Source organism: Paenibacillus haidiansis, from assembly GCF_036553665.1.
In the GTDB taxonomy this organism is placed as follows: domain Bacteria; phylum Bacillota; class Bacilli; order Paenibacillales; family Paenibacillaceae; genus Fontibacillus; species Fontibacillus haidiansis.
Map to the genome: position 1 here is coordinate 268,444 of NZ_JAZHPZ010000002.1, position 26,059 is coordinate 294,502.

The 26,059-nt window shown below is 52.4% G+C and carries 19 protein-coding genes and 3 riboswitches; of the genes, 5 read left to right on the plus strand and 14 right to left on the minus strand.

The window, feature by feature from the left end:
• The first annotated feature begins 68 nt into the window (after positions 1-68).
• Complete coding sequence (locus V3851_RS05595) at positions 69-968, plus strand: sigma-70 family RNA polymerase sigma factor (RefSeq protein WP_331845534.1); 900 nt, start codon at positions 69-71, stop codon at positions 966-968.
• Between the two features lie 46 nt (positions 969-1,014).
• On the plus strand, positions 1,015-1,467 hold the full coding sequence (locus tag V3851_RS05600; RefSeq protein WP_331845535.1) for a carboxymuconolactone decarboxylase family protein: 453 nt from the start codon (positions 1,015-1,017) through the stop codon (positions 1,465-1,467).
• Between the two features lie 68 nt (positions 1,468-1,535).
• On the opposite strand, the gene V3851_RS05605 is transcribed toward V3851_RS05600, so the two are convergent.
• From V3851_RS05605 to V3851_RS05640, 8 genes are all read right to left on the minus strand, one after another.
• Complete coding sequence (locus tag V3851_RS05605; RefSeq protein WP_331845536.1) at positions 1,536-3,728, minus strand: alpha-galactosidase; 2,193 nt, start codon at positions 3,726-3,728, stop codon at positions 1,536-1,538.
• A gap of 92 nt (positions 3,729-3,820) precedes the next feature.
• Complete coding sequence (locus tag V3851_RS05610; protein ID WP_331845537.1) at positions 3,821-4,462, minus strand: GGDEF domain-containing protein; 642 nt, start codon at positions 4,460-4,462, stop codon at positions 3,821-3,823.
• Positions 4,463-4,785: 323 nt separating this feature from the next.
• Positions 4,786-5,928, minus strand: a complete 1,143-nt coding sequence (locus V3851_RS05615) for a response regulator (protein WP_331845538.1) — start codon at positions 5,926-5,928, stop codon at positions 4,786-4,788.
• 317 nt (positions 5,929-6,245) lie between these two features.
• On the minus strand, positions 6,246-7,322 hold the full coding sequence (locus V3851_RS05620) for a glycosyl hydrolase family 18 protein (protein ID WP_331845539.1): 1,077 nt from the start codon (positions 7,320-7,322) through the stop codon (positions 6,246-6,248).
• 31 nt (positions 7,323-7,353) lie between these two features.
• Entirely contained in the window at positions 7,354-9,123 is a 1,770-nt protein-coding gene (locus V3851_RS05625) for a polysaccharide deacetylase family protein (RefSeq protein ID WP_331845540.1), read from the minus strand.
• Positions 9,124-9,160: 37 nt separating this feature from the next.
• Positions 9,161-11,026, minus strand: a complete 1,866-nt coding sequence (locus V3851_RS05630; RefSeq protein WP_331845541.1) for a glycosyltransferase — start codon at positions 11,024-11,026, stop codon at positions 9,161-9,163.
• 23 nt (positions 11,027-11,049) lie between these two features.
• Positions 11,050-12,363 (minus strand): nucleotide sugar dehydrogenase, encoded by a 1,314-nt coding sequence (locus V3851_RS05635; protein WP_331845542.1) that lies wholly within the window; start codon positions 12,361-12,363, stop codon positions 11,050-11,052.
• Positions 12,364-12,394: 31 nt separating this feature from the next.
• Complete coding sequence (locus V3851_RS05640; RefSeq protein ID WP_414859272.1) at positions 12,395-13,837, minus strand: polysaccharide deacetylase family protein; 1,443 nt, start codon at positions 13,835-13,837, stop codon at positions 12,395-12,397.
• Positions 13,838-14,044: 207 nt separating this feature from the next.
• Positions 14,045-14,132, plus strand: a riboswitch (cyclic di-GMP riboswitch).
• Between the two features lie 109 nt (positions 14,133-14,241).
• Positions 14,242-14,330: riboswitch (cyclic di-GMP riboswitch) on the plus strand.
• 79 nt (positions 14,331-14,409) lie between these two features.
• On the opposite strand from V3851_RS05640, the gene V3851_RS05645 reads away from it, so the two are divergent.
• A complete protein-coding gene (locus V3851_RS05645) occupies positions 14,410-15,066 on the plus strand; it encodes an anthrax toxin lethal factor-related metalloendopeptidase (protein ID WP_331845544.1) in 657 nt (218 codons plus the stop codon).
• 55 nt (positions 15,067-15,121) lie between these two features.
• On the opposite strand, the gene V3851_RS05650 is transcribed toward V3851_RS05645, so the two are convergent.
• From V3851_RS05650 to V3851_RS05670, 5 genes are all read right to left on the minus strand, one after another.
• On the minus strand, positions 15,122-18,253 hold the full coding sequence (locus tag V3851_RS05650) for an S-layer homology domain-containing protein (RefSeq protein ID WP_331845545.1): 3,132 nt from the start codon (positions 18,251-18,253) through the stop codon (positions 15,122-15,124).
• Between the two features lie 145 nt (positions 18,254-18,398).
• Positions 18,399-18,488, minus strand: a riboswitch (cyclic di-GMP riboswitch).
• Between the two features lie 327 nt (positions 18,489-18,815).
• A complete protein-coding gene (locus tag V3851_RS05655; RefSeq protein ID WP_331845546.1) occupies positions 18,816-19,898 on the minus strand; it encodes a DUF4349 domain-containing protein in 1,083 nt (360 codons plus the stop codon).
• 168 nt (positions 19,899-20,066) lie between these two features.
• On the minus strand, positions 20,067-20,378 hold the full coding sequence (locus V3851_RS05660) for a helix-turn-helix domain-containing protein (protein WP_331845547.1): 312 nt from the start codon (positions 20,376-20,378) through the stop codon (positions 20,067-20,069).
• Positions 20,379-20,439: 61 nt separating this feature from the next.
• Complete coding sequence (locus tag V3851_RS05665; RefSeq protein ID WP_331845548.1) at positions 20,440-20,787, minus strand: type II toxin-antitoxin system RelE/ParE family toxin; 348 nt, start codon at positions 20,785-20,787, stop codon at positions 20,440-20,442.
• A 104-nt stretch (positions 20,788-20,891) separates the two neighbouring features.
• On the minus strand, positions 20,892-22,670 hold the full coding sequence (locus V3851_RS05670; RefSeq protein WP_331845549.1) for an ABC transporter ATP-binding protein: 1,779 nt from the start codon (positions 22,668-22,670) through the stop codon (positions 20,892-20,894).
• Between the two features lie 154 nt (positions 22,671-22,824).
• Here V3851_RS05670 and V3851_RS05675 point away from each other — a divergent pair, with 154 nt between their 5' ends.
• Positions 22,825-23,748 (plus strand): helix-turn-helix domain-containing protein, encoded by a 924-nt coding sequence (locus tag V3851_RS05675; protein WP_331845550.1) that lies wholly within the window; start codon positions 22,825-22,827, stop codon positions 23,746-23,748.
• A 46-nt stretch (positions 23,749-23,794) separates the two neighbouring features.
• Here the strand turns inward: V3851_RS05675 and fabF are convergent, their stop codons facing one another.
• Complete coding sequence (fabF, locus tag V3851_RS05680; protein ID WP_331845551.1) at positions 23,795-25,051, minus strand: beta-ketoacyl-ACP synthase II; 1,257 nt, start codon at positions 25,049-25,051, stop codon at positions 23,795-23,797.
• 153 nt (positions 25,052-25,204) lie between these two features.
• On the opposite strand from fabF, the gene V3851_RS05685 reads away from it, so the two are divergent.
• A complete protein-coding gene (locus tag V3851_RS05685) occupies positions 25,205-26,041 on the plus strand; it encodes a helix-turn-helix transcriptional regulator (protein ID WP_331845552.1) in 837 nt (278 codons plus the stop codon).
• Positions 26,042-26,059 lie beyond the last annotated feature (18 nt).

A 26,059-nucleotide genomic window follows, 5' to 3' on the forward strand; every position in this document is an offset into this window, starting at 1 on the left:
TAGTGTAATGGAAAGCTTGTTGTCTGGCAGGCGCTTGTATTGTAAAGGAGGTTATCCCGATAACCGAATTGGAACAGCTATATCAAGAAAATAAATCGGTATTGACATCTTTGTCCTACCGTTTGACCGGTTCCTGGGCCGAGGCGGAGGATATCGTCCAGGACACGTTTGCTGCCTTGTTTGAACATAAAGATGATCTGGAACATATCCTGAGCCCGGTGCCGTATTTCAGACGCGCCGTCGTAAACCGCAGCTTAAACGTGCTGAAATCTTCACGGATATCCCGTGAATCTTACAAGGGAGTCTGGCTGCCGGAACCGCAATTTGATGCAGCGGTACAACGGGAGGAGGAACCGCTGATAAGGGAAGAGCAGGTCTCCTATGCCTTCATGGTCATGCTGGAGCGGCTGACCCCCGATGAGCGGGCGGTCTTTGTGCTTCGCGAATCGTTTGCCGTCGGTTACGACGAGATCGCGGCGATTCTGGACAAGAGCGAAGCGGCTTGCCGGAAGCTGCTGAGCCGGGCCCGGCAAAAACTAGGCCCCGAAATACACGATTTCCGGCAGTCGCCCGAGCAATCCCGCCTCGTGTCCGATTGGGTCGGCGCTTTTCTCAAGGCCGCGCGTACCGGAAATTTCTCCCCGCTGCTGGGGATGATCCGCGAGGATGCGGTCATGTGGAGCGACGGCGGCGGCAAAGTTCGTTCGGCCATTCGCCCGATCCTGTCCCGGAGCCGGATTATCGCCTTCTGGAACGGAATCACCCGCAAAGGCTCTCTGCAGGGTAATCTTGTGCCCGCCATGATCAACGGGGAGCCTGCGCTTCTTCATTACCGGGACGGAACAGCCAGTAAAGTGATCCTGTTTGAAGGTGACGAGAACGGACAAATCCGGAACATCTATCTCATCACCAATCCCGATAAACTTATCGGGGCTCCGTCACAAAATGATCTCCTCACTTGTCTTTAATTATGATGAAGCGAAATCATCATTAATAAAGTGGAGGGATTGTTAAATGAACATCCGAATGAATCATTATACCGCCAATCCGGAATTGTACCGGGCCATGAGCCGGCTGGAGCAGTGGGTCCGGGAAAACGGTTTGGACCGAATCATGTACGAACTGATCAAAATTCGCGCCTCGCAAATCAACGGCTGCGCCTTTTGCCTCGACATGCATACCAAAGAGCTGCGCAAGCTCGGCGAGAGCGAACAAAGAATCGCCTTGATCAGCGTCTGGCGTGAGTCGCCCTGCTATACGGAGCAAGAGAGAGCGGTGTTGGAGCTGACGGAAGCCGTGACTTTGATCTCGGAAAAAGGCGTGCCCAAAGAGCTGTTTGACCGGGTTCGGTCTTTTTACAGTGAGAAAGAATTTGCCGATCTCATCTTTGCTATCAACCTGATCAACAGCTGGAACCGGATCGCTATCTCGACCGGGATGTTTCCGGGCTGTATGGATAAGCAATGAATCATAAATGCTTATGAAAAAAGAGCCCGGGGACGCTTCCTGCCCTGGGCTCTTTCCAATTCTTTGATTCAGTTGACGACCACAAGCCGTACCCACATGCTGGCAAAATCGCCGTGGAGGGAAGACACCGGAATCCCCACGGACATTAGACGGTCACCGCCGAAAATTTCGCCGCTTGATTCGAGCCGGTAGTCCTTGTTCGGATTCAGCCCCTCGAGCTTTACATTCCGCAGCGGAGCGTTCGGCTCCGCCAACACTTTAAAGTAAAACAGAAGCGCCTCGTCCCGGTCCGGGCTGACGAACATCCAGGCCGTCTCATTGCCTTCGAAGGGACTGAGCAGGCGGTACATATCCCCTTGCTGAACGAGACCGCGAATTTCTTTGTAGCTTTGAATCTGCCGCTTGGCGATCTCTTTGTCCTCCGCGGTAAATTTGGTCAAATCTAGCTCATAACCGAAGTTGCCGGACATGGCCACATCCCCGCGGAAGGTCAGCGAAGTGGTCCGGCCGACCTGATGGTTCGGCACGGCCGATACATGCGCCCCCATCGTCGATATGGGATAAACGAGGCTGGTACCGTATTGGATTTTGAGTCGTTCCACCGCATCGGTGTCGTCGCTCGTCCACGTTTGAGGCATATAGTACAGCATGCCCGGATCGAAGCGTCCGCCGCCGCCGGAGCAGCTCTCGAACAAAATATGCGGAAATTCAGCCGTTAGCCGCTCAAGCAGTTCGTAAAGACCCAGAATATAGCGGTGCGCGGTTTCCGCTTGCCGCTCGGCCGGGGCGGCCGCCGAGCCGATCTCCGTCATATTCCGGTTCATATCCCATTTCACATAAGAAATCGGCACCTTCCGGAAAATATCGCTCAGCCGCTCATACAAATAAGCTCGGACATCCTCTCTCGACATGTCGAGCACCAACTGGTCCCGCGCCTCCGTGCGCCGGCGGTCCGGTACATGCAGACACCAGTCGGGATGGCTGCGGTACAGCTCGCTGTCCGGCGAGATCATCTCAGGTTCGACCCACAGGCCGAACTGGAGCCCGGCAGCGTTCACCCGCCGCGCCAGATCTTCAAGCCCGTTCGGCAGCTTGCGGCGATCCTCGAACCAGTCGCCCAGCGAACTGTTGTCGCTGTCGCGCCGCCCGAACCAGCCGTCGTCAAGCACGAACAGCTCGATCCCGAGCTCGCTGCCCGCCTTGGCGATCGCCTCGATCTTGTCGGCGTTGAAATCGAAATAGGTCGCTTCCCAGTTGTTGACCAGAATCGGCCGGACCCGGTCGCGATGACTTCCCCGGCAAAGCCGCGTCCGGTACAAACGGTGGAAGGTCCGCGACATGCCGCCAAGGCCTTCCCCCGAATATACCATAACGGCTTCCGGCGTCTGGAAGCTGTCTCCCGGTTCCAGTCGCCAGTTGAAGCCGAACGGATTGAGTCCGATCTGCAGCCGCGTCGTGCCGAATTGCTCAACCTCGGCTTCGGCGATGAAATTGCCGCTGTACACAAGGCTAAATCCGTACACTTCCCCCTGGCGTTCGTTCGCGTCGGGACGAAGCAGCGCGATGAACGGATTTTGCTGGTGCGAGCTTGAGCCGCGGCGGCTGCCGATGCCCGTTACCCCCGGGGCCAGCCTTCTTCGCTGGATATGACGCTCCCGGGCCCAGGCCCCGGACAAATACAGCGCGTCATATTCGGCATCGGCGAAGTCGAGCGAAGCGCTTAGCGCCCGCTCCAGCTGCACCGGCTCGTTGCCTTCGTTCACGAACCTTGCCGATCTGGCAATTGCGTCGAAATCAGTAAATACAGTATAGCTTAAAATAACAGTCAGCCCTGAAACCGCATCCAACAGTTCTAGTTCCAAGGTGTCGGCCTCGCTCTCCTGCTCCGCATATACGGCGGGCAGCCCTTCGAGCCGCGGTTTCCCCGGCACAATCCGGTGGCCCTTATAGGAAAGCTCGGTAACCTTCGTACCGTTCCCCAATTTGACCTGGTAGGCCGGGCTGCGGAAATCGCTCGTACCGTACTGCGGATATTCCTGCGGCAAAGTGTCAAGCGAAATGGATTTGTCATCGGGAATAGGATTCGGGGAAAAGGAGGCCCGTTCCTGAAAATTCAGGATTCCCGCCAAATTGCCGTCTTGCCGCAGTTTTGAGCCGTAGTAGGCATGAGCCGGATAGCCGCGAACCAACTGAATAAGGTAGCTGGAATTTTGCGATTGCAGATGAAACAGTCCATGATTCTCATCGAAATAAATAGGCATTGAAACATCCTCCTGAATGGTTCGGGATTCTGGTATGGCTAATCCTATTCTACTATGTTATCCACCAGGAGTAACGTTATTAAAGTGATCTTCTATATGGACTTTTGTGCTTTTGTGCTGTCCACATAACTTGCCTGTTCTTGACGGGAATTGGCATAGACACAGTAGCAATTTTTCCCCAATTGCTTGGCAAAATACATCGCCCTGTCGGCCTCTTCCATCATAACTGGCCAGTCCGCGCGCGTGGCATGACGAATGCTGATCCCGATACTCCCGGTTACGGAAATATCCCGATCCTGAATAAAATACGGGCGTTCGATTTTGTTCAGCAACAGCTCGGCTATGACTTCGACCAGCGCCGGTTCGCAATTTTTCAAAATGATTAAAAATTCGTCGCCGCCCATCCGGAATGCCTGCTGGTTGTTGTTGGTGATCTGCTGCAAGCTCAGGCTTATTTCCTGCAATAGCTGATCCCCCGCGGCGTGGCCGTAAGTATCGTTGATTTCCTTGAATCCGTCCAAGTCGAGACTTAAGAAAGCAAGTCTGTATTTCCCGCGGTATTGCGTCCAGAGTTGCTGATAACCGTTCCTGTTCAGCAATCCCGTGATCGGATCGCGGTAAGCCAGCTCCCTCAGCGTTTTCCGTTCCGCAAGCAAGAAACGGATGTAGAGCACGCCGCAAATCATTAGAATCAGGCAGCTGCCGGACAACAAGTAGAAAAGATCAGAGGTCATACCGTTTCCTCCCGCAGTTCATAATTCAACAGGGGTTATTCATCCGCTTCCGGCTTGGCTTGAATAATAAGCCGGTGAGTAGGGTTTTAAAAGGATGGCAAGTGATGAGGGTCAGTATTTTGTCTGGTCCGCTGCCATTCAATTCGGATATCATCATATCCTTTCAATATAACATTCGAAACTATACAATTTCTAAACCTGCAAAAAGGAGCCCTCCGAGGGAAGATGTCCCCGGGAAAGCTCCTTAGTTCGCCAATTATTGCGTGTGCGTTACCTCCATCTTAATTGCAAGCCGAGTCCGGGCAGGCATCCAATAAAAAGCTTCAGACAAAGCGCCGCTCCGCCCAGCTCTCATACCACCTCAGAACCTCACCGCTGGGCTGGACGTTCAATTCTTCCCGCAAAATGGTCCTGAGCAGATTGTAATGACGCTCTACCAAGGCCGGGTTATTCTGGGCCGCGAATATCCGCATCAAGCTTAAATAAGCCTTCTCCTCCAGCGGATATAAATCGCAGATCGTTTGATAGCTTGCGGCCGCTTTGTTCCATAGCTCTTCCGCGGCATACCAATCGGCGATGAGGAACAGAGAGTCGATACGCAGGCTTCTTAGGCGCTGACGCTCTCCTTCGGCCCACCAATAGCCGTATTCCTGCAGGTAGTCGCCGGTATACATCTTCGATACCTCTTCATGCCGGGGGATGGATTCGGCCGAGATCGGCGGCAGGGCTCTTAGCCGGGCTTCCCATTCTTCGATATCCAGTTCGATCCGGTCCAATTGCAAAATATAGCCCTCCGTGGTGTTGACGATTTGAATGTGATCCCCAAAAGGCTGCAGCGTCTTACGGATATGATATATAGTCGTATAAAGCTGGGCGTACACCTTATCCGGTTGATATTCCGGCCAAAGCATATCGGTCAAGGTTGATTTGCGGATCAATTGCCCACGGTGCTGGAGCAAGTACATGAACAATTCCTGGGCTTTGGTCGTTCGCCATTGCGGCAAAATACGTCCGTCTTGCTCCGTTTCGATGCTGACTTGTCTAAACATATTTATCCGGATATGCCGGTCGGCGGAATCCGCAACTTCGTGATCCGGCACCGCTTGGGCCCTTGCCGTGATTCGCTCCACCGTTTTCGCCAGACGCTCTTTGCTTATCGGTTTCATAATATAATCAACGGCATTCAATTCAAAGGCTTTCACCGCATAATCATTAAAAGCCGTCACAAAAACAACTTGCGTCCGGGGTTTCCGCTCAATAATTTGTTCGGCAAGTTCGATTCCGTTAAGCTCCGGCAAATGGATATCAAGAAATACAATCTCCGCCTCAAGGCGAATGATCTCGCTTCTGGCTTCCAGAGGGTTTGTATATTTCCCTATAATTTCCAGGTTCATGTCCAGTTTTTGCAACAGTTGTTCCAGATGGTTCAAAGCAAGCCGTTCATCATCCACAAGGATTACTTTCATAAGTAGACTCCCAAATATAGCAAAGTAGTTTGCCGAATATGGCTTCTAAATCAAAGAATACGATGTACGATAGAAAACAAGAGCCCCGAACCCGGACGTTCGAGGCGACGCTGCAGAACCGGTCTAGTAGTAGTTGTCTGCCTTATATTTTCGCCGGATTCTTTATTTATAGGCTGCCATGCCCTTAAAGGCGGAGGCCCTGTAGCTTTGCGTCTCCGGCTTTCACCAGGTTTTTCCATAATCGTGCAAGTTCTATATGACCAGTACTATGTAAAATGATGCTGAATCTAGGAATAGAGTAACATATATCATATAGATTACAAGGGTATAGCCCGAAAATAGTCCAAAGTTCCCTGGCCCAGTCCACCCAGCTTCCAGATCGCGATCTTCGTTATTCCCTGATCTCCGGCGGCTTGGATCCAGCCGGCCATCGTCTGTCCGTCACCGTACCACACGGTATGCGTCAAACCTTTGTCGTCCCGGTATTTGAATGAAAGTGCTCCGCTTTGATCATCCCTTATCAAGGATTCCCCTTGCCCTCCGGCCAATTTCTCCGCCGCTTGCTCGGTCACCGAGGTGATCTCCCCGGACTCGGCCCAATCAAAGCCTCCTGTTGAAAAAGCCATGACCGGGTCCCCGGGCAGCCTCGCCATCTTATCCGCCAGCTTGCGGATCATGGCATAGTCCGCCTTCGGCCCCGGTCCGCTGTGGGTTCCGTACAAATTGTACGCCATCATCACATATTCCGGGCCTTCCGGCAGGCTCACCGAATCCAGCGGCGCCCCGGGCTCCAATACGATTCTTAGCGATTTGCCCGCACTTTGCAGCTCATCGTAAAGTTCATCGTAAAAAAGACATAGACGTTCCCAGTCCTCGTCCTTGACTTTCTCGTAGTCGATTTCGATCCTGTCCAAATGATAAGAGGACATCGTTTCCATAATTTCGGCAATATGCCGGGTACGGCTCTCTTCCGTGGCGATAAGCTTAGACACAAGCTCGGCGTCTTTTTGCACCGAGGTCCCGTCCGGGTTAATCCGGTCGTTGACAATCGTCAGCCCAATGCTTTCCGTCGCATCTCCGGCAATTTCATGAATATCCGGCAGCGCCTCCCGCAGTGCCTCGGTAAAGTAGAGACGGCCGTCCTGATTGAAATAGACCGCGAACAACTGCAGGCCTTGCAGACCGGAGCCGATCTCCCCGGCATCCTCCAGTCCGGCCTGCCATTGCCAGTCCGCCAGCCAGGCCGACAATTCGATGTCCGCGTCGGCGGCTGGCTCTTGGGCTGCCTTCGGCTCCTCCCGGGCCAGCCGCCAAAATAAAGCCGCTCCGGCCAAGACCAAAACCGCGGCTAGCAGGACGGCGGCGATTCCGGCTTTTCTCCGTTTTTTTAACAACGGCATACTACCTCCTCTCTTTGCTCTGGATCTAAAAGGTTTCAATCGCCCAATCGACGGCGTTATTTACCGCTTCGCGGGCTTTGGCGATCAACCCTTTAAAGCCGGCGGACCGATTGCTGAACAAGTGTGATTCTTTGCCGCTCGCGTCATCGGTGTCCAATATCTCCACATTTTTGAAAACCGCGTCGTAAATATCGTCTTTCTTGTTGTGCTCATTGTACTCTGAAGCAAACGCAACGCCGCCCGCGGCAATCGATTCGTCGATCTTCATTCCCGCAAGCAGCACTTGCTTGTCCACGGTCAGCTTTAAGGTACTCCCATTAATTGCAAGCTCGATACTCCGGTTGCCTCCGATATTAATCGGGTATTCGTCCTCACCGGACGCCGTTCCGGCCGCGGTCTGTGCCTTCGTATAGACGGAGGCCTTGTCAAAGGCCAGATCGTCGGGAGACCAGGTAACCGGGTCCAGTTCGCGGGAAAACAGCAGTTCCTCCGTTTGGCCGGGCTTTTTCTGCTCCAACCGGATATCGTTATTTTCCAGAATCAAACGGACAAAAGAGTCCCGTTCCCGATCGTAGCGCAAATAAATGCTTTGCTTGCCTACCACATTGCCCAATGCCTCGGCTTTTACCGTAACATCCCGGGTACTTTCCGATCCCTTTAAGATCAATTGTCCCGATTCGCCCGGAGATGACGTCAAAATGATCTCGTTATCCTTAAACTCGGCCGCTCCGGCTTCCAGGTTCCATTGCTCCGCCTCCCGCTCGTTGCCTTGAACAAATCTGACAGGCTCGCCGGTATCCTTCGCTATTTTCATCAGCAGGTGGTTCGTGGACCAATACGGGGCTGGCTGGACCCGGGTCAGATCAAGGATCGATTCGTCAGGGCTATTCAGCGCTTTCCCCTCCCGGTTGAAGTGAATGCGGAACAGCTTGCCGATATTGTCATTGTTCGCCTCCGTCACGAGCCGGTTCATTCCTTCTCCGAGCGCGTTGGCGTGCATGATCATATATACGGAAGGAACATAACCGAGCGTTTCCGTGTAGATGTCTTGCATCGCGTCATAATCCCCTTTGATTCTCGCTTCCATCTCGTCGCGGTCCTCCAGCGGAATCATATTTTCGTCGCGGATAAAATCCATCAAATAATGATTGTAGTATTCAATCTGCGACTTGTCGGTCAATTCCTTCTCCGCTTTCTGGCCAAGGAATCGCCCCTCTTTATCGAAAATGTTAATATAACTAAGCCGGTATCCGTTCGTTCCCAGCTCCCAAAATCCCGTCTTGGTCATCCGCAGCATTTCTTTCGGCTGCAAAAACTTCCGCTCGCTGTTGCCCATTTTATCCGCGTACGACAGAAACGTGGCTTTGTAATTATATTTCTCCAGCAGCGGCTGAGCGAACAAGGCGGAATCATTGCGCCCGTCCTCGAACGACAGGAACAGCGCTTTATCCGGCAGCGGCTTGCCTTTTGTATAATAGTCGATAATATCCTGCTGAGATATCGTCACGTATCCCAGATCATGCAACGCCCGAAGCTGCTCGTCCAATTGGCGCTTTGCCACCAGCTTCGCCGAACCGGAGCGACCGACGCCGAAATAGGAGATCGCGATAAACCCCTGCTGCCGTGCGGTCCATTCCGATTTATCCGGCTCCCTGTACCTTTGGATATGGAATAGGGCATTGATCAAAAGCGCGCCCAGGACAAGTAAAATAAGGGCCTGAAGTATCGTCTTCTCCACTTTGATCCGGTTTTTTCTGCGGACGTTCAGGGCGGGATTCCGCTTTCTGTTTACCATGTCTGCCATCCTCGCTTCAAGTCAAATCTCCGCTGCCTTAAAATGGCAATTTGAATTTAGATTTGTTTTTTCTCGCTTCTTTCTTCTTCTTGGCCTCGACGTCCTGCGGCGTTTCTCTCGTGCCCCAGGTCGACTTCCAGAATGTAACCCAGGCCACCGGCATCTGCCAAAGGAGCACGAACTCGTAAAACGCGCAAAAGACGAAGCCGAATACCCACAGCCTGCTCTTGCGGAACAGCAAATGGGCCAGGCTCATCAATAGAGCCATCATCAGCAGTCCTATCAAAAACGTGGTCGGAAAAATCCCGTAGGCGATCGGCACAAAGACAAGATTGTACAACACCACGACGGGCGCGGCGATCGGTACGATCAGGCCGATATAGAAAAACAGCGCCATAAACGGCTCCTTGCGCCATATGAACAAGGCGGCCCGCAGCGATTCGCGCAGCCATGAGCGCTTCCAGCGCATCTGCTGTTTTAAAAATACGTCCATCTTCGAGGGGACGATGGTCGAACAGATGGCGGAATCCTGATAGCCTGTCCGGTGCGTCTTTAAAATGAAATTGGTCATGCTGCGGTCATCGCCGAAGGTGGCCTGCTGGCCAAGAAATTTCTGGTTCAACCAGGCGTCGGAATGTCGTACGATCAATTCCTTCCGATAGCAGGACAACGGACCGGACAGACAGGTCACGCTGTCGAACCAGGACTCGGCGGCTTTCATGATGCGGAAGGCAATGTAATAACGGACCGTTTGCAGTTTGGTCACCGTGTTCGTATATTTGTTCTCTACATCGGTTCGCCCCGCCACGCCGCCCATTTTGGGATCCTGAAACGGCTGCACCAAATGGCGGATCGCCGTCGGCTCGAGGAAGCTGTCCGAATCGACGAACACGACGAGGTCATGCTTGGCCATTTCGACGCCTTTCACCAGAGCCACCCGTTTGCCGCCGTTGTCTTCAAGCGCGATGAACTTGAGCCGGTCCCTTGTCGCGTAACGTTCCGCTTCGCGGTGAATCTGCTCGATCGTGCTGCGAATCCGGTCGGCGGAGCCGTCCGTCGACCGGTCATCCACGACGATGACCTCCAGCTTGTCGACGGGGTAATCCTGATTAATGCAGCTTAGGATCGTCCGCCCGATCCACTCCGCTTCATTGAAGCACGGAATGATGACCGATACGCCTGGCGTGTAATCGGGATTGACCGGAACATCGCGGTATAGCGCCCCGAACAAATACCGCGTCAGCAGGAATGCCGCCGCAATCAAGCTGTACAAATACAGCGTCGAGTTGTATTTGAAATAAATAATGCTCTCCGCGCGCATCAGCATAATAAATACGGCGGCCGCCAATAAGATGGCGCTGGCGGAATAGACCGAATATCCCCACCGCTTCCGTTGAAAATAGGAGGTTAAGGGCTTGGCAAACTCGACCGCCAGCATTCGTTGTTCCTGTGATTCCTCTGCCTTGGTAAATAGCCTGACAACAGTGGCGTCGATGCTGACCGAAGATTCAAAGCCTTCCGGCATCGTTCCGGGAGGAATGCGAAACCTCGCATTCACCCGGTCTCCGACCTTAAAGGTAGTGGAGGAATCCGAATCGTCAAGCTCGATCAGCATTCCGGTCGCCGATATATCCTCGGCCCGGCCGGATACCCCGCGCTTTTTCTTTCGTCCGTTCGGGATAAGCAGAACTTCAAAATCAGCCACATATCTGAGACTAAGCATCCGCAGCCTGTCGATATAGTCGGGGTCCGCCTCTGCCGCGTGTTCTCCCGCGGCCCGGACTCCTCTGCGGTCGGCGCTTTGGCGAAGCTGCTCCGGATCGGGAACATAGGATAGCGTTCGCCGGTCGGCGCGGGATACGGTCAGCTTTTCTTCCCCGGTTGGTTTCTTTCTTGTACTCACCTTAGATGTCACCAATCCTCGTCTCACAGACTCCAATATTGAAAACCGTGTTGTATATAATCGGTCTTCCTATAGATCCCTTTAATGTCGAACATAATTTTCGTTTGGTCGCGGTCATACATTTCGTTAATTTTGGAAAACGCAAGCTCCGCGAAACAGCGGTGCGCGACGGCGACCACGGCGACGTTCAGCTCCTTCAGGGCGTCGAATCCGCAAAGCTCGACGCCGTATTCCTCATAGGCTTCCGCCGGATCGACGAGCGGGTCCACCACCAGAGGCTCAATGCCGTAATCTTGGAGCTCGCGGATAATATCGATCACCTTCGAATTCCGGATATCCCGGCAATCTTCTTTAAAAGCCAAGCCCATAATGGCGATCTTCGCCTTCTTCAGATCCATTTGCTGGCGGACAAGAAGTTTGATGATATTTTGAGCGATGTATTTGCCCATCCCGTCATTGATATGGCGCCCGGCCAAAATAATCCTGGAATGATACCCGCTGTCCTCGGCTTTATAGGTCAAGTAATAAGGGTCAATGCCGATGCAATGCCCTCCGACCAATCCCGGCCTGAACGGCAGGAAATTCCACTTGGTTCCCGCGGCCCGCAGCACCGCATTCGTATCGATGTCCATCTCATGGAACAGCATCGACAATTCGTTCATGAACGCGATATTGATGTCCCGCTGGGCATTCTCGATCACTTTGGCCGCTTCGGCGACCTTGATGCTCTCCGCGCGGTGTACGCCGGCGTTGATGATGAGTTCATATAGACCCGCTACCAAATCGAGCGCCTCTTCGTCGTTGCCGGATACGATTTTCACGATATTCTCCAGACGGTGCACGTGATCTCCCGGATTAATCCGTTCCGGGGAATAGCCGACTTTGAAATCGGCGCCGCAGCGAAGGCCCGATTCCGCTTCCAGCACCGGAATGCAGGTTTCCTCGGTCACTCCCGGATACACGGTCGATTCGAATACGACCACGGAGCCCGGGGTCAGCTTCCGGCCGACCAGCATGCTGGCGCTTCGCACAAATTGCAAATCCGGCACATTCCCGCTCTGAACCGGAGTCGGCACGGCGACGATAAAGCAGCGCACCCCGTTTAGCCGCTCGGGATCACAGGTAAACTCCACCCCGCAGCTTGCGATCGCCTCGTCGCCTAGATCCCCGGTAACATCTATGCCCTTTTGGTAGGCCTCTACTTTCTTCTCGTTCACGTCGAAGCCGATGACACCGGCGCGCTTGGCGAAAGCGACCGCAATGGGCAGGCCGACGTAACCCAGGCCGATCACGGCCAGATTTTCGCGCTGGGCGGCGATATTTTCGTATAGTCTCATGATGTCAGTTCCCCGCTGTCGTAAAAAATTTCTATTGCTGTTCTTGGATCAGATCCGCCATTTTGACAAAGGTGAAGCCTTTGTTCCGCAAACCGTCGATCACTTTCGGCAACGCCTCGATCGTATGAATATCATCGAGCATGTGGAGCAGGATGATGCTACCTTGCTTTGTCTGCGTCATTACTCCATTCAGAATATCGTCGGCGCTGTTCGAGGCGTCCCAATCCAGCGTCGTGACGTCGTACATCGCGATATTCGGGTACCCGGCCGCCGAAATGGCCTTTGCCCGTTCGTCGTCAACCACGCCGGTCGGGGGACGGAACAGCATAACCGGCTGCTGCTGGATCGCTTCCGTAATGACCCGGTGGGCCTTTACGATGTCCTCCTGCAAGTCCTCCGGGGTCAGCGAGGTGACGACCGGATGGCTGTAGGAATGGTTCGCCACATCATGGCCTCCCTCGACCATAGCCCGGGCCAGATTAGGATTGTCCTCCACCCCTTTGGCCCGCAGGAAGAAGGTGGCCTGCACATCTTTTTCCGCCAAAATGTCGAGAATTCGGGTTACGGTCTTGTCGCTGCCCCAGTCGTCAAACGTAAGGGCGACATGCTTTTGGTTGGTCTCTACTTTATAAAGCAGTTGATAATTGGCGTTATGGTAGTCGGGATTGATTTGCGCCGCGTCATAGCCCGGAATTTGCTCCAGCGGCTTCCTTACGCCGCCGTCCTGAACCAGCTGCTCCAGGGTGACCAGCCGATACCCGATTTCGTCCGCCGCTTCCTTAATATAGCGAACCGCCGGAATGACCTCCGGATTGATATCGGTGTTCAATGAAATAATGCCGCCGCGATGAATGTACCTTTTGATATATTCGCCGATCTCCTCGGCGCTTTTCATATCCCGGTCCTTCGGATTGATATTGTAGCTGACCACGGCTTCCATCCCGAGCTGAGCGGCGACGAGCGGCAGGTCTCCGTTGTAATCGCCCGATTTGGTGCGTACATAGCGCGGACGGACGCCGGTTTCCCTTTCGATGACATCGCTGCTCAGTTTGACTTCTTTATATATTTGCTCATAGTCCAGTTTAAGCAGGTCCAACTGATTGAGCGTATTATTCTCGATCTCATGCCCTCTCGCCAAAATATCCGCGGCGATATCCGGCTCCTCGGCCACCCTCATCCCCGGGAGAAAAAAGGTCGCCTTGATTTGATATTTTTCCAGCTCATCCAAAAGCGACTTCATCGTAGCTTGGTCGCCCATGCCGTTAAATGTAAGCGACAGTTCCTTTTTTGCCGTATAGACAAAAGGAATTTCCCTGCTCTTCGCTCCAGTGTAGCGCTCAATAACCGGCTCGCCCCCGCTAGCGCTCGGGTCTTCCGCCGGGTCCGTACCGCCCGATCCTCCGAATCCGCAACCGGCGACCGGCAGTACCATCACTGCTGCTATCGATAGAAAGAGAAAAAGCCTTATTTTCATAGTTTTATTCTTAGGCATGATCTAGCTGCTCCTTAATTTGAATGCATATATATACCAACTATATTAGAATGAATACTATTAAACTATCATTATGATTAAAATTGCTTACGAAGAACGACATTTTTTGCTGGAACGCTTGACTGTCTAGTCTATTAGACTTATCCTAAGGATAGGAAAATTGATATATTTTCCTGTTTTGCTTCCATTTATTGATAAGGGCAAACCCGTTGAAAAGCGGGGACGCAAAGCTATAGGGGTTAAGGCGGTACTCCCGCTAAGCCAGCCAGCTACCGATAAGAGGATCAACGACTTTAATGCTGCATTGTCGCCTCCTTACCTCGGTAAGGAGGTTTTTTATTTCTGCCCTAAAGCTGAAACTTGAGTTTCAAATTTTCATATTTTCATATTGTCAAAGGCAAATCCATCGAAAGATGGGGACGCAAAACTATAGGGGCTAACAACGGATCATCCGTCATGCCAGCCAGTTGCCGATATGGAAGTTCAACGGGTTTCGTTCCTTCCTAACTCGGTCAGTATGCATTCTTTGGAATGCCGTTCGGGAGGAACTGATCATGAAGCGTATTTTCTATTGGGTTATCGCTCTTGTATTTGCCATTAATCTAACGGTAGTCCCGGCGCATGCCGAAGCAAATAATTATGATTTGGTCGGCGATATCGTCGTTCTGCCGAAAGGCGATTATAACAAAGACGAAGCCGATAAGATGATGACCCGGCTTGCTTCGATCCCCGCGTCTCTGCTGCAAGGTTTGAAGGATCACGATGTCCGGATCAAGCTTGTCAGCGGCAAGATTACGGATGAACCGGAATTCGCCGCATTCAAAGGCGTTACGCCGAGAGGTTGGGAAAATACCGGCCTGACCTGGGACGACGTGCCGGGTGTCAGCTCGAACGTGGTGATCGCGAGAATCGGCTACAGCAATAAAGGCAAAGGACACAGCGGACAAAACCTGGAGCTTCACGAAACCTTCCATGCGATCGACCGTATTGTTTTGAACAACATCAGCTCCTCCTCCGATTTTCTCGCCGTGTGGAAGAAGGAAGCAAATGTCGACTATAGCGGCGACGGTTATGTATCGGCTTATTCGACGGAATATTTTGCGGAAACCGCAACATTATATTTTTACAATGATACGACCCGCAACAAGCTGAAAGAGGACATGCCTCTGACCTATGACTTTTTGGACAAGCTCTTCTCGAACGCACAATAAAAACCAGGCTCCTTCAGGTCATGTTTCTTAACCGAAAAGGAGCCTGGTTTATTTGTTAAGGATAAACCCGGTTTGGTTTTACTTCTTCCCAAACTTCGACTTTAGCATCTTCTTCTCTGGTGTACTCATGATGATTGGTTGCTTCCAGCATATCATAATAATACCATGTGCCTTTTAAGTTGTCAGGCCACATCTTGGCGTCCTCATGAATGCCGTTCTTATCCACTTTTCTATTCAGCACGCTGTTGATGAAGGCGGCGGCCTCGGCCCGGGTGATGTATTGATCCGGTTTGAACGTTCCGTCCGCATATCCTTTGATCCAGCCTTTATTGGCGGCGGAGGCGATATATTTCTCCGCCCAGTGTCCGGTGATGTCCGTAAACATATCGTTCTGCCGTTCGTCGAGCTTGTCGAACCGGGAAGCGATCGCCGCAAACTCGGCTCTGGTAATATAGCGTCCCGGTTTAAAGGAACCGTCCGGATACCCCGTGATCACTTCCGCGTTCTCCATCGTGGAAATATGCTGGTTGGACCAGCGCGTAGCGGCCACGTCGGAGAAGGAATTATCCGTCTTCAGATAAGCGGAGCGGCTGTCATCCGCCAGCAACCGATAGAAAATCGCGGCCACTTCTTCGCGGGTAATGTTGTTCAGCGGTTTGACCGTGCCATCCGGATACCCATTGATGTAGTCGTAATGGTTCTCCGTTTCCAGCGCCGGCGGAGGCGGCGGCAATGGCGGCAGCGGCGTTTCGGTCGTTGTGCTCGTTGTCGACGAGCTCGTTCTTCCCGAACGGGACGAATTTCTGGTGTAGTAGAAAATATACTCCTGGCCTTCTTCATCGCTAAACGTGTAGGAATGAGTCGAGTCCACCGGCGTATAGCCGGATATCGATTTCGCCCTAAGAGTTTTTGTCTCGCCCGCTATACCCTTCACGGTTGTCGGACTCGCCAGTTCTTCATCCGTACCGCTGCGCAAATACTTGACGGTCACTTGCTGCTCCGCAGGCGCTTCATTCTTCGTGTAATAGAAGACGTGTACCTGCTCTTCTTCATCGGTAAACGTATAAACGTAGCGTTCCGTCTCCGGAGTGTAACCCTCGATTGCTTTTGCGGACAGCGTTAGTTCGGCACCTTCTACATCCTTGAATACATCCTCGGAGGCCAGCGCCTCGCCCGTTGCCCGGTCAAGATAGTAGACGGTGAGTCCGAACACATCTTCTTCCGGTTCGCCGAGATTATAGTAGAAGGTGTGCTCCTGATCATCTTTAAACGTTATTTCATAGCTATGCGTGTACTCTTCAGGCGTGTAAACCGCGCCCGTTACCGTGATCGGCTTCGCTTCCAGCACCAGGACTTCTCCAACCTTACCGGTATGGAACGTTGGATCCGCAAGAGGCTCGCCCGATTCCCGGTCTACGTAGTTGACCTGGACCGTACGCTCTTCCTGAGGCTGTTCTTTCAGCGAGTAGATGAATTCAAATTCCTGATGGACAGGCTGTGCTTTAAAGGTGTAAGAAACTTTATAGCTGTGCGGTTTGTAAACTGCGCCCGTTACCGTATCCGTGATATCTTCGGCAGATAGGGTGATTTTCTCGCCCACCTTGCCGGTGTAGCTATTATCAGGGTCCTTAAGATCTTCACCGGTTTCCCCGTTCACGTATCTTACGGTCAAGGATCTTTCGTTATCTACTTTAGCATATCCAAACCAGACGATTTGGTAAGGCTGATTTTTAGTAAGCGAAACAGTCGTCGGATTTTCCCCAACTTTCAACTCGAAACCTTCAACCTCTTTGGCCGGAACATTGAATGGTCCATCCTTGATATTTAGTGCATCGCTGCCTTTTTTATCTTTGAAAGACTCCGTGTACAGCAGTTCCGCTTCGTCACGAGGTACCACATTGCCGTCGGCGTCGATTGGCTCACCGTCGGCATTAACCTGGTAGCCCTTCATTAAAATGTGCCCGTTGGTTATTTTTACTTTAGGAATTGGAAAATCCCTCGATGCCGATTCACCCTTTATATTGGTGTAGTCAATCGTCGTTCGGCCATTCGTAGGGTATTTTTTATCCAATTCCGGACTTTTGGATAGATCAATAACCACTTTATAAGTAAATGTCGCAGGGTGGCCTTCCGCTATTGTCCCAACTTTCCAGGTAAATGTCTCGGTTTCGGGATCCCAGTTTACCTCACCCTGAGAGGCCGAGTAGTCCAACGAGGCAAGATCAAACATCTCACCCATCGGGTCGATAACCATCGCGTCCTGGGCGGCGTAAGAAATCTTGCCGGCCAGCTTACTGAAGATCTCTTCCAGTTCGTCGCTATCGGCAGGATAATAACCTTTGTTCTGAATGTTATTAATTACATATGAGGCATTGGTATTTTGATAAACATCCAGACCGATTGAGTAAATATCGATGCCTTTTTTCTGAACGATCTTTGCTTCGGACAAAGTTCCAATGCCATTGTCTTTTACGCGATAATTTCCAACCGGATATTCTTTATCCAATTCATAGTCTTCACCTTTTCCAACTAACTCGTTGTATTTAAAATTGGACAAAATAAAATGGTGTTCTCTTCCCGGCCAGTTATATCTTTCAGCATTATAAGCTTTATAGCTGTAGGTCGGTTCTCCGTCGCTTAAGACGATGATCACTTTGTTTTTGGCATTTCTCTGATTTGTTCCTTTCCCGTTAAAACCCTCTTCAAAGAGCCCTCTGGCGGTTTTTAGCCCTGCCTGGATATTGGTTCCGGAACCTAAATCGATTTGATCGATCGCATTCTTTAGATCTTCCTTCTTATTCGCTCCCTTAAATCCGGAGTCAACCTTTGCCGTTTTGCTAAAAGACACGACGGCAATTTGCGTGTCCGCTCCGTCAAGAAGCAAATAGTCCACAAATTTTTTGGCCGCTTTCTTGGCATGGTCTATTTTTTCTTTGTCTTCCATACTCCCGGAATTATCGATAACCAGTACGACATCGGAACTGGTTTGGCGATTTTTCCCCTCAACGCTCAGTGTAACCTGCCATTCGCCAAAGTTCCCCGTCGGTTCGGCTGTTTTGTTCAGCCTGATGTCTCCTTGCTTGAGCCCGGATTTATCGCCCGAATTCGCTCCGACCGTGGTTACGGGACCGAGTAGAAGTGAAAGCATGCATAACCAAGAAATGGCCAACCTTAACCTGCGTTTCATAGATTCCTCCTCATATTTTCATAAATATCCTCCTTTAAGCTCTGTTCCCTACCTCCTTACTGCCGGAAATTTATTTCTCTCGGGCGGTGCCGTTTGAGAATGACGGAAAAATAAAAAACCGGCTACATAAACAATAAAAACATTGTTATGCAGCCGGACGGTCATAAATCGTTGGCGATTATTAGACTCCAAGGCTTTGCGACCTAACCTTTCGGTTAGTGTGCCAAATATTCAATTATTATGAGGATCAGGTAATTCCTTGATTACATTTTCAATATATTTCAAAAAAAAATTGTTGTCAACAGATTCAAGTGAGAAAAATATCCTTGACAATCAGAAAATTACAGTCGACAAATTTAACGAGTTTTATGCGATGCAATTCTACAAGAAACTCCAAAAACAGCGCTATATTCCCTTTTTAAATCTGATAGATTCTATTATATTAAAATATACTAAAAGTCCCCCAATTCCTCATTTTAGCATCAGATAATCTTCAATCAAAAATAAAACCCGGAAGAAGAAATCCCATTACGGTCTCCCTTCCGGGTTTCAAACTAATCGCTTATTTCAAATCCTCATCCTCTTGGTCGGCCTTAGATGGCGTATCCGATTGTTCAAAGGATACTTCCTCTTTTTGAGGCAGAGACGGGACTTGCCCCGCCGGCCATTCCGGCTTCACACCGATACGCTGCTTTTGTTTCCTTCTCCGCAGCGGCCAGATGATCGCCAGAATCACCGCAGCGATCACGATCAGAGGCAACAAAGCGGATATGACAATGACTAGCCATTGCAGCAGCATGGAGATAACATCGATACTGCCGGTTAAAGCATTTTGCGCCCGTTTCCAGAGCGGGTCCTGTTTTTCCTCCTGTTTGATGAGCGAATTTTCTACCGGCTGAAATACGCGAATTTCGATCGTGGAGAACGAGACATTGTTATCGATATAACGCATCCGGCCTTTGATTTGCTCGATCTCCGTCTGAATCCGCTCCAATTCGTTGGCGAATTCAACCAGATCGGCCGTTTTGGTGGCTTCACCGACGAATTTCAAATATCTCGCTTCCATCGCCTGCTTCACTTTGAGCCGGGACTCTAAGTCCACGTACTCTTCGGACACATCCTGTCCTTCAATGCTTTGCTGCAACGATTCGGGCTGAAGCTGCGCCAGCCGGTCCAAAAACGGGGAAAACCCGTCGGCTGGAACCTTCAGAATGAAATTGCCGCCAAGTTCGTACTCGGACTTCGTTTCGGAAAACTCCACGATATACCCGCCAGTCAGAGTGATCAAATTGCGGATTTCCGACTGCGCTTTGCCGTAATCTTTAACCTCCATCGTCACATTCGCCCGGTAAATCAACTTCTTGTTAAGTCCCAGCGCTGTGTTCGAGCCTTGAAAACCGGCTGCTGCGGAGCCGGAATCCCCACCTGCGGCCGCCTGCTCTGACGGAGTCCCGCCCCCGTTCGCGGCCGGAGCTTCCGCCTCTGTCGTCTCCGCCGCGATAGACGCCTTATCCGCTGCACCCGCTCCCCCACTATCATTACTGACTGCAGTGTCGCCGTCGGCAAGATTGGCGCTTCCGCACCCGCCAAGCAGCAATGACAAGACCAAACTTAGTGCAATCGCCCAAATACCCCATCTTTTCATTCCAATTTCGCCCCCTGGAAAAATCTATATTTGTTTATTCAAACAGAAAGACGTTTCCAGAGGCTGGAAAGTTGCCAAAAAAGTCGCATGGACACAAAAAAGAGGAGCCTTTCGGCTCCAGATCTGCATGAACGAAGTATTCAAATTCCATCACATCACACGATTTTGTTAATAGGCTAGGGCGGCAGATTGTTCTTCATTGGATAATGAAAATTCGATTTTCAAACCAAGCGCTAAGGATACTTTTAATATCGTTTCGATCGACGGGACAGTGGCAGCAGTCTCCAATCGCGCGACTTGAGCTTGTGTTATGCCAGCCCTTTCGGCTACTTCACGTTGACTCAAGCCGGTCTCTTTGCGTCGGCGCACAATCTCATTTACGAGCCGGGCCGTCTCGGTAATCACTTCTTTCTCCAAAGAAGTCTTATAGTTTAGTTCTTTTTTTATGTTACTCCACGTTTTAAATTCATTATTGTCCATATGTTTCCACCTCCTAGGACTATTGTGGAATTCGGGGGCCGAACAAAGGACCCCCGTTCTACTATTTACCATGACGCGAAATCCAGTCCTTCATTCGTCGTACCGCTCGCTCAATTTCATGAGCTGGAGTTTGCTGCGATTGCTTCTTAAACACTGTAAGCAAGACAAGCTTATCCCTCCATTTGAAATAAGTGATACGATAAGGGCCAGGCCGAAGTTCACGGATTCCCTTCTGCAAGCTTCTCGCGTGAGGCATGCCATCCTCCACTCTGTCAATGACATAAAGGATATTATCCAATAATTCCTCAGAGCTTTTGTCGCCGGCAACTGCTTGTGCGTCAAGTTTTCGAAGGAAGTCTTCCACGTCGGAATTTCCCTTCGCGGTTGTGTAGAAAATTACTTCGTTCATGCGACAACCTCTTTTCTATTTTTTTGTCAAGGAACATAGATGACTGATATCATTTGTGATATAAATAATATCACTGATGATATCAAATTTCAACTATATAATCACTACAAATTCTTCAACTTGTAAAACTCGCCCTTCAGCGCAAGCAGTTCGTCATAAGTGCCCGACTCGACGACCTTGCCTTTCTTCAGGACGACGATCCGGTCGGCGTTCTTGACGGTCGACAGGCGGTGAGCGACGATGAAGGTCGTTCTGCCCCGCATGAGCTGCTCCATCGCCTGCTGTACATGGCGCTCCGACAAATTGTCGAGCGCGGATGTCGCTTCGTCCAGGATGATGATCCGCGGGTCGCGGACGAGCGCCCGGGCGATCGCGATCCGCTGGCGCTGGCCGCCGGACAGCCGGCCGCCGTGCTCGCCGATCGACGTCTCCAGCCCGTCCGGCAAGCTGTCGATAACATCCTGCAGGTTGGCCATCCAGATCGCCTGCTGCAGCTTCTCCTCGGAAATGTGCGGCAGTCCGTAGGTGATATTTTCCCGGATCGTTCCGGAAAATAATATGTTGTTCTGCAGCACAATCGCCAGAGATTGGCGGTATTTGGTCATGCTGAGCTCACTCATCGGGATGCCGTCGATCCAAATGTTGCCCGCCTGCGGTTTGTAAAACCCGATGATCAGATTCAGGATGGTCGATTTGCCCGAGCCCGACTCCCCGACAAAAGCGACCGTTTCGCCAGGCTTCACCTCCAGCGAGAAATGGTCCAGCACGTGGCGATCCGAGCCTTTGTATTGGAAGCTGACTCCCTCAAAGCGGTATTCGCCCACGATCTTATCCGGCTTCTGCCGGCCTTTGTATTCTTCGGTTTCCTGAGACAGCAGCACCTCGGTCACCGAGTGCAGCGATTCGAAGCCCTTGACCAGATTCGGGTACACGTTCAGAATCGAGCTGACGGAGCCGATAATCATGTTAAAAAAGCTTTGGTACATCACGATATCGCCGATTTCCATGTATCCCAAATAGGCCAAAAAGGCGGTAAAGAAGAGACAGCCTACCTGGAATAATTGAAAAACGACCCAGCTGGCCGAGCCGAAATAGGCTTCCAGCACGTCGAGACGGTGCCCGCGTTCGCGGATGTTTTGCAGCGCCGAGTCGACCTTGCGGATCTCCACGTCCTCCAGGCCGTGAGCCCGGGTCACCGGGATCATCTCCACCGTCTCGGACACCTTGCCCGACATCTCCTCGATATTCCGCCGTACCTCACGGTTGCGCTGCGACATTTTGGAACGGAAAAACCGGGCCAGCAATATCGACAGCGGGGCCATGAGCACGAAGAATAAGGACACCATCCAGCTGTTGTACAGCGTCAGCCCGATCACGATGATCAAGTTGATGCCCGCCGGTATGATGCTCATGAACATCTGTCTTGATAGAAAATCGATCGCCTCGACATCGCGCAGTATTTTCGACTGCAGCCGTCCGGCGTTCATGTCGCCGTGATAGCTGAGCGAGAGCTGCTGCATTTTGCGGACCAGCGTACTGCGCAGGCCTGCTTCCACATGGCGGACGGCTTTGCTGATATAGCTGATATGTAGTGTCTGCATCGGAATGTTTTGCAGAATAAGCACGATAATGACCGCCAGATTGATCCAGAACTCGCGCATCGTATGGCGCTCGGGATAGCTTACGATATTAATGATGTTGGCGGTAATGATCGACAACACCCAGGTCGGAGAATGCTTGACCGTATAAAAGAGCGCCGACAACGCCACCTTGCCGACATGATCCCGGTAAAGTTTCGCCAGCAAGCTGAACGGCTTTATTTTCGCCCCCCGTTCGCTCTCGAAGACTTTGGAATAATCCAGACTTGATTCCGTTTTTGCCATAGGTTTCACCCGCTTTTTCGCTTATGATAGTAGTATGTATGGGCTGAATAACAGTGTTTAGTATACGTCTACCGCCCGGCTTTCTCTATAACATATTCGGCCCCGTTTCACATAACATTTAACCAAATCGGACATCAAGGAGCTGACTTGCGGCATGAACAACTTAAAATATCCGGAGCGGGTGTTTCCCCATTTCCGGTCGGAGGTCAGCCTGTTCTCCCCCCATACCCGGCATGTCGAAAAAGGGTGGATCTGCGGCCGGCATGTGCATCATACGATGCTTGAGATGCTGCTCGTGCTGGAGGGAAGCCAGACGGCCGTTCTCGGCGCCGAGGAATATGAGCAGCAGGCAGGCGATTTAATCGTCGTATCGCCGATGCAGGTGCATGACTTCCAGGCGCGCCAGACCGAGAGGGCCGCTTTTTTTACGATGCACATACATCTGGAGGACTGGGCGTTCCTGCATAGAATCGGGGCCCGCAACGAGGGGTTTTACCCGTCCGGCCATCCGTTAAACGATAAGCTCGTTCCGTTAATGCGGAATATGATGGATTTGCTGTATGATGAAAACGGCCAGAAAATGGCTCTGCTGCGGGAATTGTTCGCCATTCTCAGCCATATGCAGGACCACTTCTTCGCTTCCGGCGAAGCGACCGGTAACAGCGCCTTCCAAACCGAACTTCCGGTCGAGATCGCCCGGGAGATCCAGGGGTTGGTGCTTCGGCAAAATGATCGCGATTCCGCTGCGGACGGGGAAGCCGCGGCGGACTGGCTGGAGGATATTTCGCGCCGGTTAGGCATAAGCCGCAGGCATTGCCACCGCATTTTTCGGGAAGCGTTCGGCATGCCGCCGCGCGAATACCTCATGGTCCTCAAGCAACAGGAAGCGATGCATATGCTCGCTACCACCAGCGATACGATCGAGCGGATCGCATACCGCATCGGATACGAGAACGTGCAGAGCTTCAGCCGCCAGTTCGCGGCCTGGACCGGCTGCACGCCGAGCGATTTCCGCAAAAATAACACGGACGCGGACCGATATTTCCACCTTACTCCCCTCGATACAGTATCATCATGAAAACAGCAGCCTGGAGAAAAAACCAGGCTGCTGTTTATTTGATCCGTTATTCCGAATAGCGCCGCAGTACGATAGCGGCGTTGTGGCCGCCGAAGCCGAATGAATTGGAGATGCCGATGTTCAGGGCAGCCTCCCGGGCCGCCCCCGGGACGTAATCCAGATCGCATTCCGGATCGGGCTGCTCGAGATTGATCGTCGGGGGAATCACGCCTTCCCCCAGGCTCTTTACCAGCGCGATGGCCTCCGCGCCCCCCGCGGCGCCGAACATATGCCCGGTCATCGATTTGTTCGCGGTTACGGGAATGCGGTACGCCGCTTCCCCGAACAGCCGCTTGAGTGCCTTGGTTTCGGCCGAATCGCCGACCTGGGTGCTCGTCGCATGGGCGCTGACGACATCGACCTCGGCCGGATCGATGCCGGCCGATTGCAGCGCGCGCTTCATCGCCAGGTAGGCGCCCGTTCCCTCCGGATGCGAAGCGACGACATGATAGGCGTCGGAGCTGGCGCCGTAGCCGATCACTTCGCCATGGATCGGGGCGCCCCGGCGCAGGGCGTTCTCCAGCGACTCCAGCACCAGGATGCCCGCGCCCTCGGCCATGACGAAGCCGTCCCGGTCCGCCGCGAACGGACGGCTGACCCGCTCGGGCGCGCCGCCCCGCTTCGACAGCGCCGTGGCGTTGCCGAAGCTGGCCAGCGACAGCGGGTGGATCGCCGCTTCCGCGCCGCCGGCGACGATGACATCCGCCTCTCCGCCGCAGATGAGCCGAAACGCTTCGCCGATCGCGGTATTGCCGATCGAGCAGGCGGTCACCGGCGCCATCGTCGGCCCCATCGCCCCGAAGCGGATGCTGATCTGCGCCGCCGCCATATTGGAGATCATCATCGGCACGAGGCTCGGACTGACCCGGCCCGGGCCGCGGCTTTGATACGCCTCCATATTGTCGGTCAGCGTCTTGATGCCGCCGATTCCGGAGCCGACATACACGCCGAAGCGCTCCCTATCGATGCGCTCCGTATCAAGGCGGGCATCCTGCACCGCCTGCTCCGCGGCATACAGGGCGAACTGGACGAAGCGGTCCATCTTCCGCGCCTCTTTCCGGCCGAAGACCGCCTCGGGATCGAACTCCCGGACTTGGCCCGCAATCCGGGTCGCAAATTGCGCAATGTCAAAATCATCGGTTTCTATAGTGGAAATGCCTGATTGTCCTGTTTTGAGCTTGCTCCAAAACGTGTCCACATCGTTGCCGAGCGGGGAGATGATGCCCATGCCGGTCACGACGACTCTTTGTTGGTTAAGTTCCATATCTGGTGCCTCCTTTATATCCGTCTGGCCATTCCAATAAACGCCATTGTCCTTATTTTATCGCGTAGTTATCCTATTACAAGTTTTTAGTTATCCTAGTATAATAGATAATACAATAATGACTTGGCCATATGACAGGAGGTTATCCATAATATGCAAGACGATCCGCGCCGCAAGGCTTTAGCGCAATTTTTGACGGGCCAGCGGGCCAAACTGCATCCGAACGCCGTCGGACTGCCGCTCGGCTCGCGCCGCAGAACACCCGGTTTACGACGCGAGGAGGTCGCCCAGTTGGCCGGAGTCAGCACCACCTGGTATACCTGGCTGGAGCAGGGCCGCGATATCAAGGTGTCCGCTTCCGTTCTGGACGCGATCTCCGGGGCGCTGCGCCTGAACGGCGACGAGCGCAAATATTTGTTCGATCTCGCGCTGGATAACGGATTTCATCCGGAGCTGAGCGGCGAGAAGAAAGCCGTCATTAACCCGTCGCTGCACAAAATTTTGGAGGAGCTGAAATATTGTCCGACGCTGATTTCGGATCGCCATTGCCATATCGTCGGCTGGAATCCGGCGGCGGCCCAGGTGTTTCTCAACTTCCAGCAGATACCTGATCCGGACAGAAACCTGATCTACCTGTTATTCCACAAAAAGGAGCTGCGCAGCCTGGCCGTAAACTGGGCCGATTTCGTCAAAGGGTTCCTGGCGATATTCCGCGCCTACTACGGACAATATGTCGCCGACCCGTGGTATTCCGATTTTATCGAGCGGATGTCGGCACAGTATCCCGATTTCAAGGAGCTCTGGAATCAGAGCGAGGTCAGCGCGGCCCCCGAGGTGATGGTCGAATTCCGTCACGCGAAAGCCGGAAAGATGCTGTTCAATCTGTCATCCTTGCAGGTCCAGGGCGAGGCCGATTTGCGGATGAGCATTTATACGCCCGCGCCGCAGACGGCGACGGAGCTGAAGCTCAAGAAGCTACTCGAAGGTTAGGTCGGGAATTAAACCGGA

Coding starts and splice junctions, on each gene's coding strand:
- V3851_RS05685 (WP_331845552.1), top strand. CDS start 25,205: ATGCAAGACGATCCGCGCCGCAAGGCTTTAGCGCAATTTTTGACGGGC.
- fabF (WP_331845551.1), bottom strand. CDS start 25,051: ATGGAACTTAACCAACAAAGAGTCGTCGTGACCGGCATGGGCATCATC.
- V3851_RS05675 (WP_331845550.1), top strand. CDS start 22,825: ATGAACAACTTAAAATATCCGGAGCGGGTGTTTCCCCATTTCCGGTCG.
- V3851_RS05600 (WP_331845535.1), top strand. CDS start 1,015: ATGAACATCCGAATGAATCATTATACCGCCAATCCGGAATTGTACCGG.
- V3851_RS05610 (WP_331845537.1), bottom strand. CDS start 4,462: ATGACCTCTGATCTTTTCTACTTGTTGTCCGGCAGCTGCCTGATTCTA.
- V3851_RS05650 (WP_331845545.1), bottom strand. CDS start 18,253: ATGAAACGCAGGTTAAGGTTGGCCATTTCTTGGTTATGCATGCTTTCA.
- V3851_RS05670 (WP_331845549.1), bottom strand. CDS start 22,670: ATGGCAAAAACGGAATCAAGTCTGGATTATTCCAAAGTCTTCGAGAGC.
- V3851_RS05645 (WP_331845544.1), top strand. CDS start 14,410: ATGAAGCGTATTTTCTATTGGGTTATCGCTCTTGTATTTGCCATTAAT.
- V3851_RS05665 (WP_331845548.1), bottom strand. CDS start 20,787: ATGAACGAAGTAATTTTCTACACAACCGCGAAGGGAAATTCCGACGTG.
- V3851_RS05605 (WP_331845536.1), bottom strand. CDS start 3,728: ATGCCTATTTATTTCGATGAGAATCATGGACTGTTTCATCTGCAATCG.
- V3851_RS05615 (WP_331845538.1), bottom strand. CDS start 5,928: ATGAAAGTAATCCTTGTGGATGATGAACGGCTTGCTTTGAACCATCTG.
- V3851_RS05655 (WP_331845546.1), bottom strand. CDS start 19,898: ATGAAAAGATGGGGTATTTGGGCGATTGCACTAAGTTTGGTCTTGTCA.
- V3851_RS05640 (WP_414859272.1), bottom strand. CDS start 13,837: ATGAAAATAAGGCTTTTTCTCTTTCTATCGATAGCAGCAGTGATGGTA.
- V3851_RS05660 (WP_331845547.1), bottom strand. CDS start 20,378: ATGGACAATAATGAATTTAAAACGTGGAGTAACATAAAAAAAGAACTA.
- V3851_RS05635 (WP_331845542.1), bottom strand. CDS start 12,363: ATGAGACTATACGAAAATATCGCCGCCCAGCGCGAAAATCTGGCCGTG.
- V3851_RS05625 (WP_331845540.1), bottom strand. CDS start 9,123: ATGGTAAACAGAAAGCGGAATCCCGCCCTGAACGTCCGCAGAAAAAAC.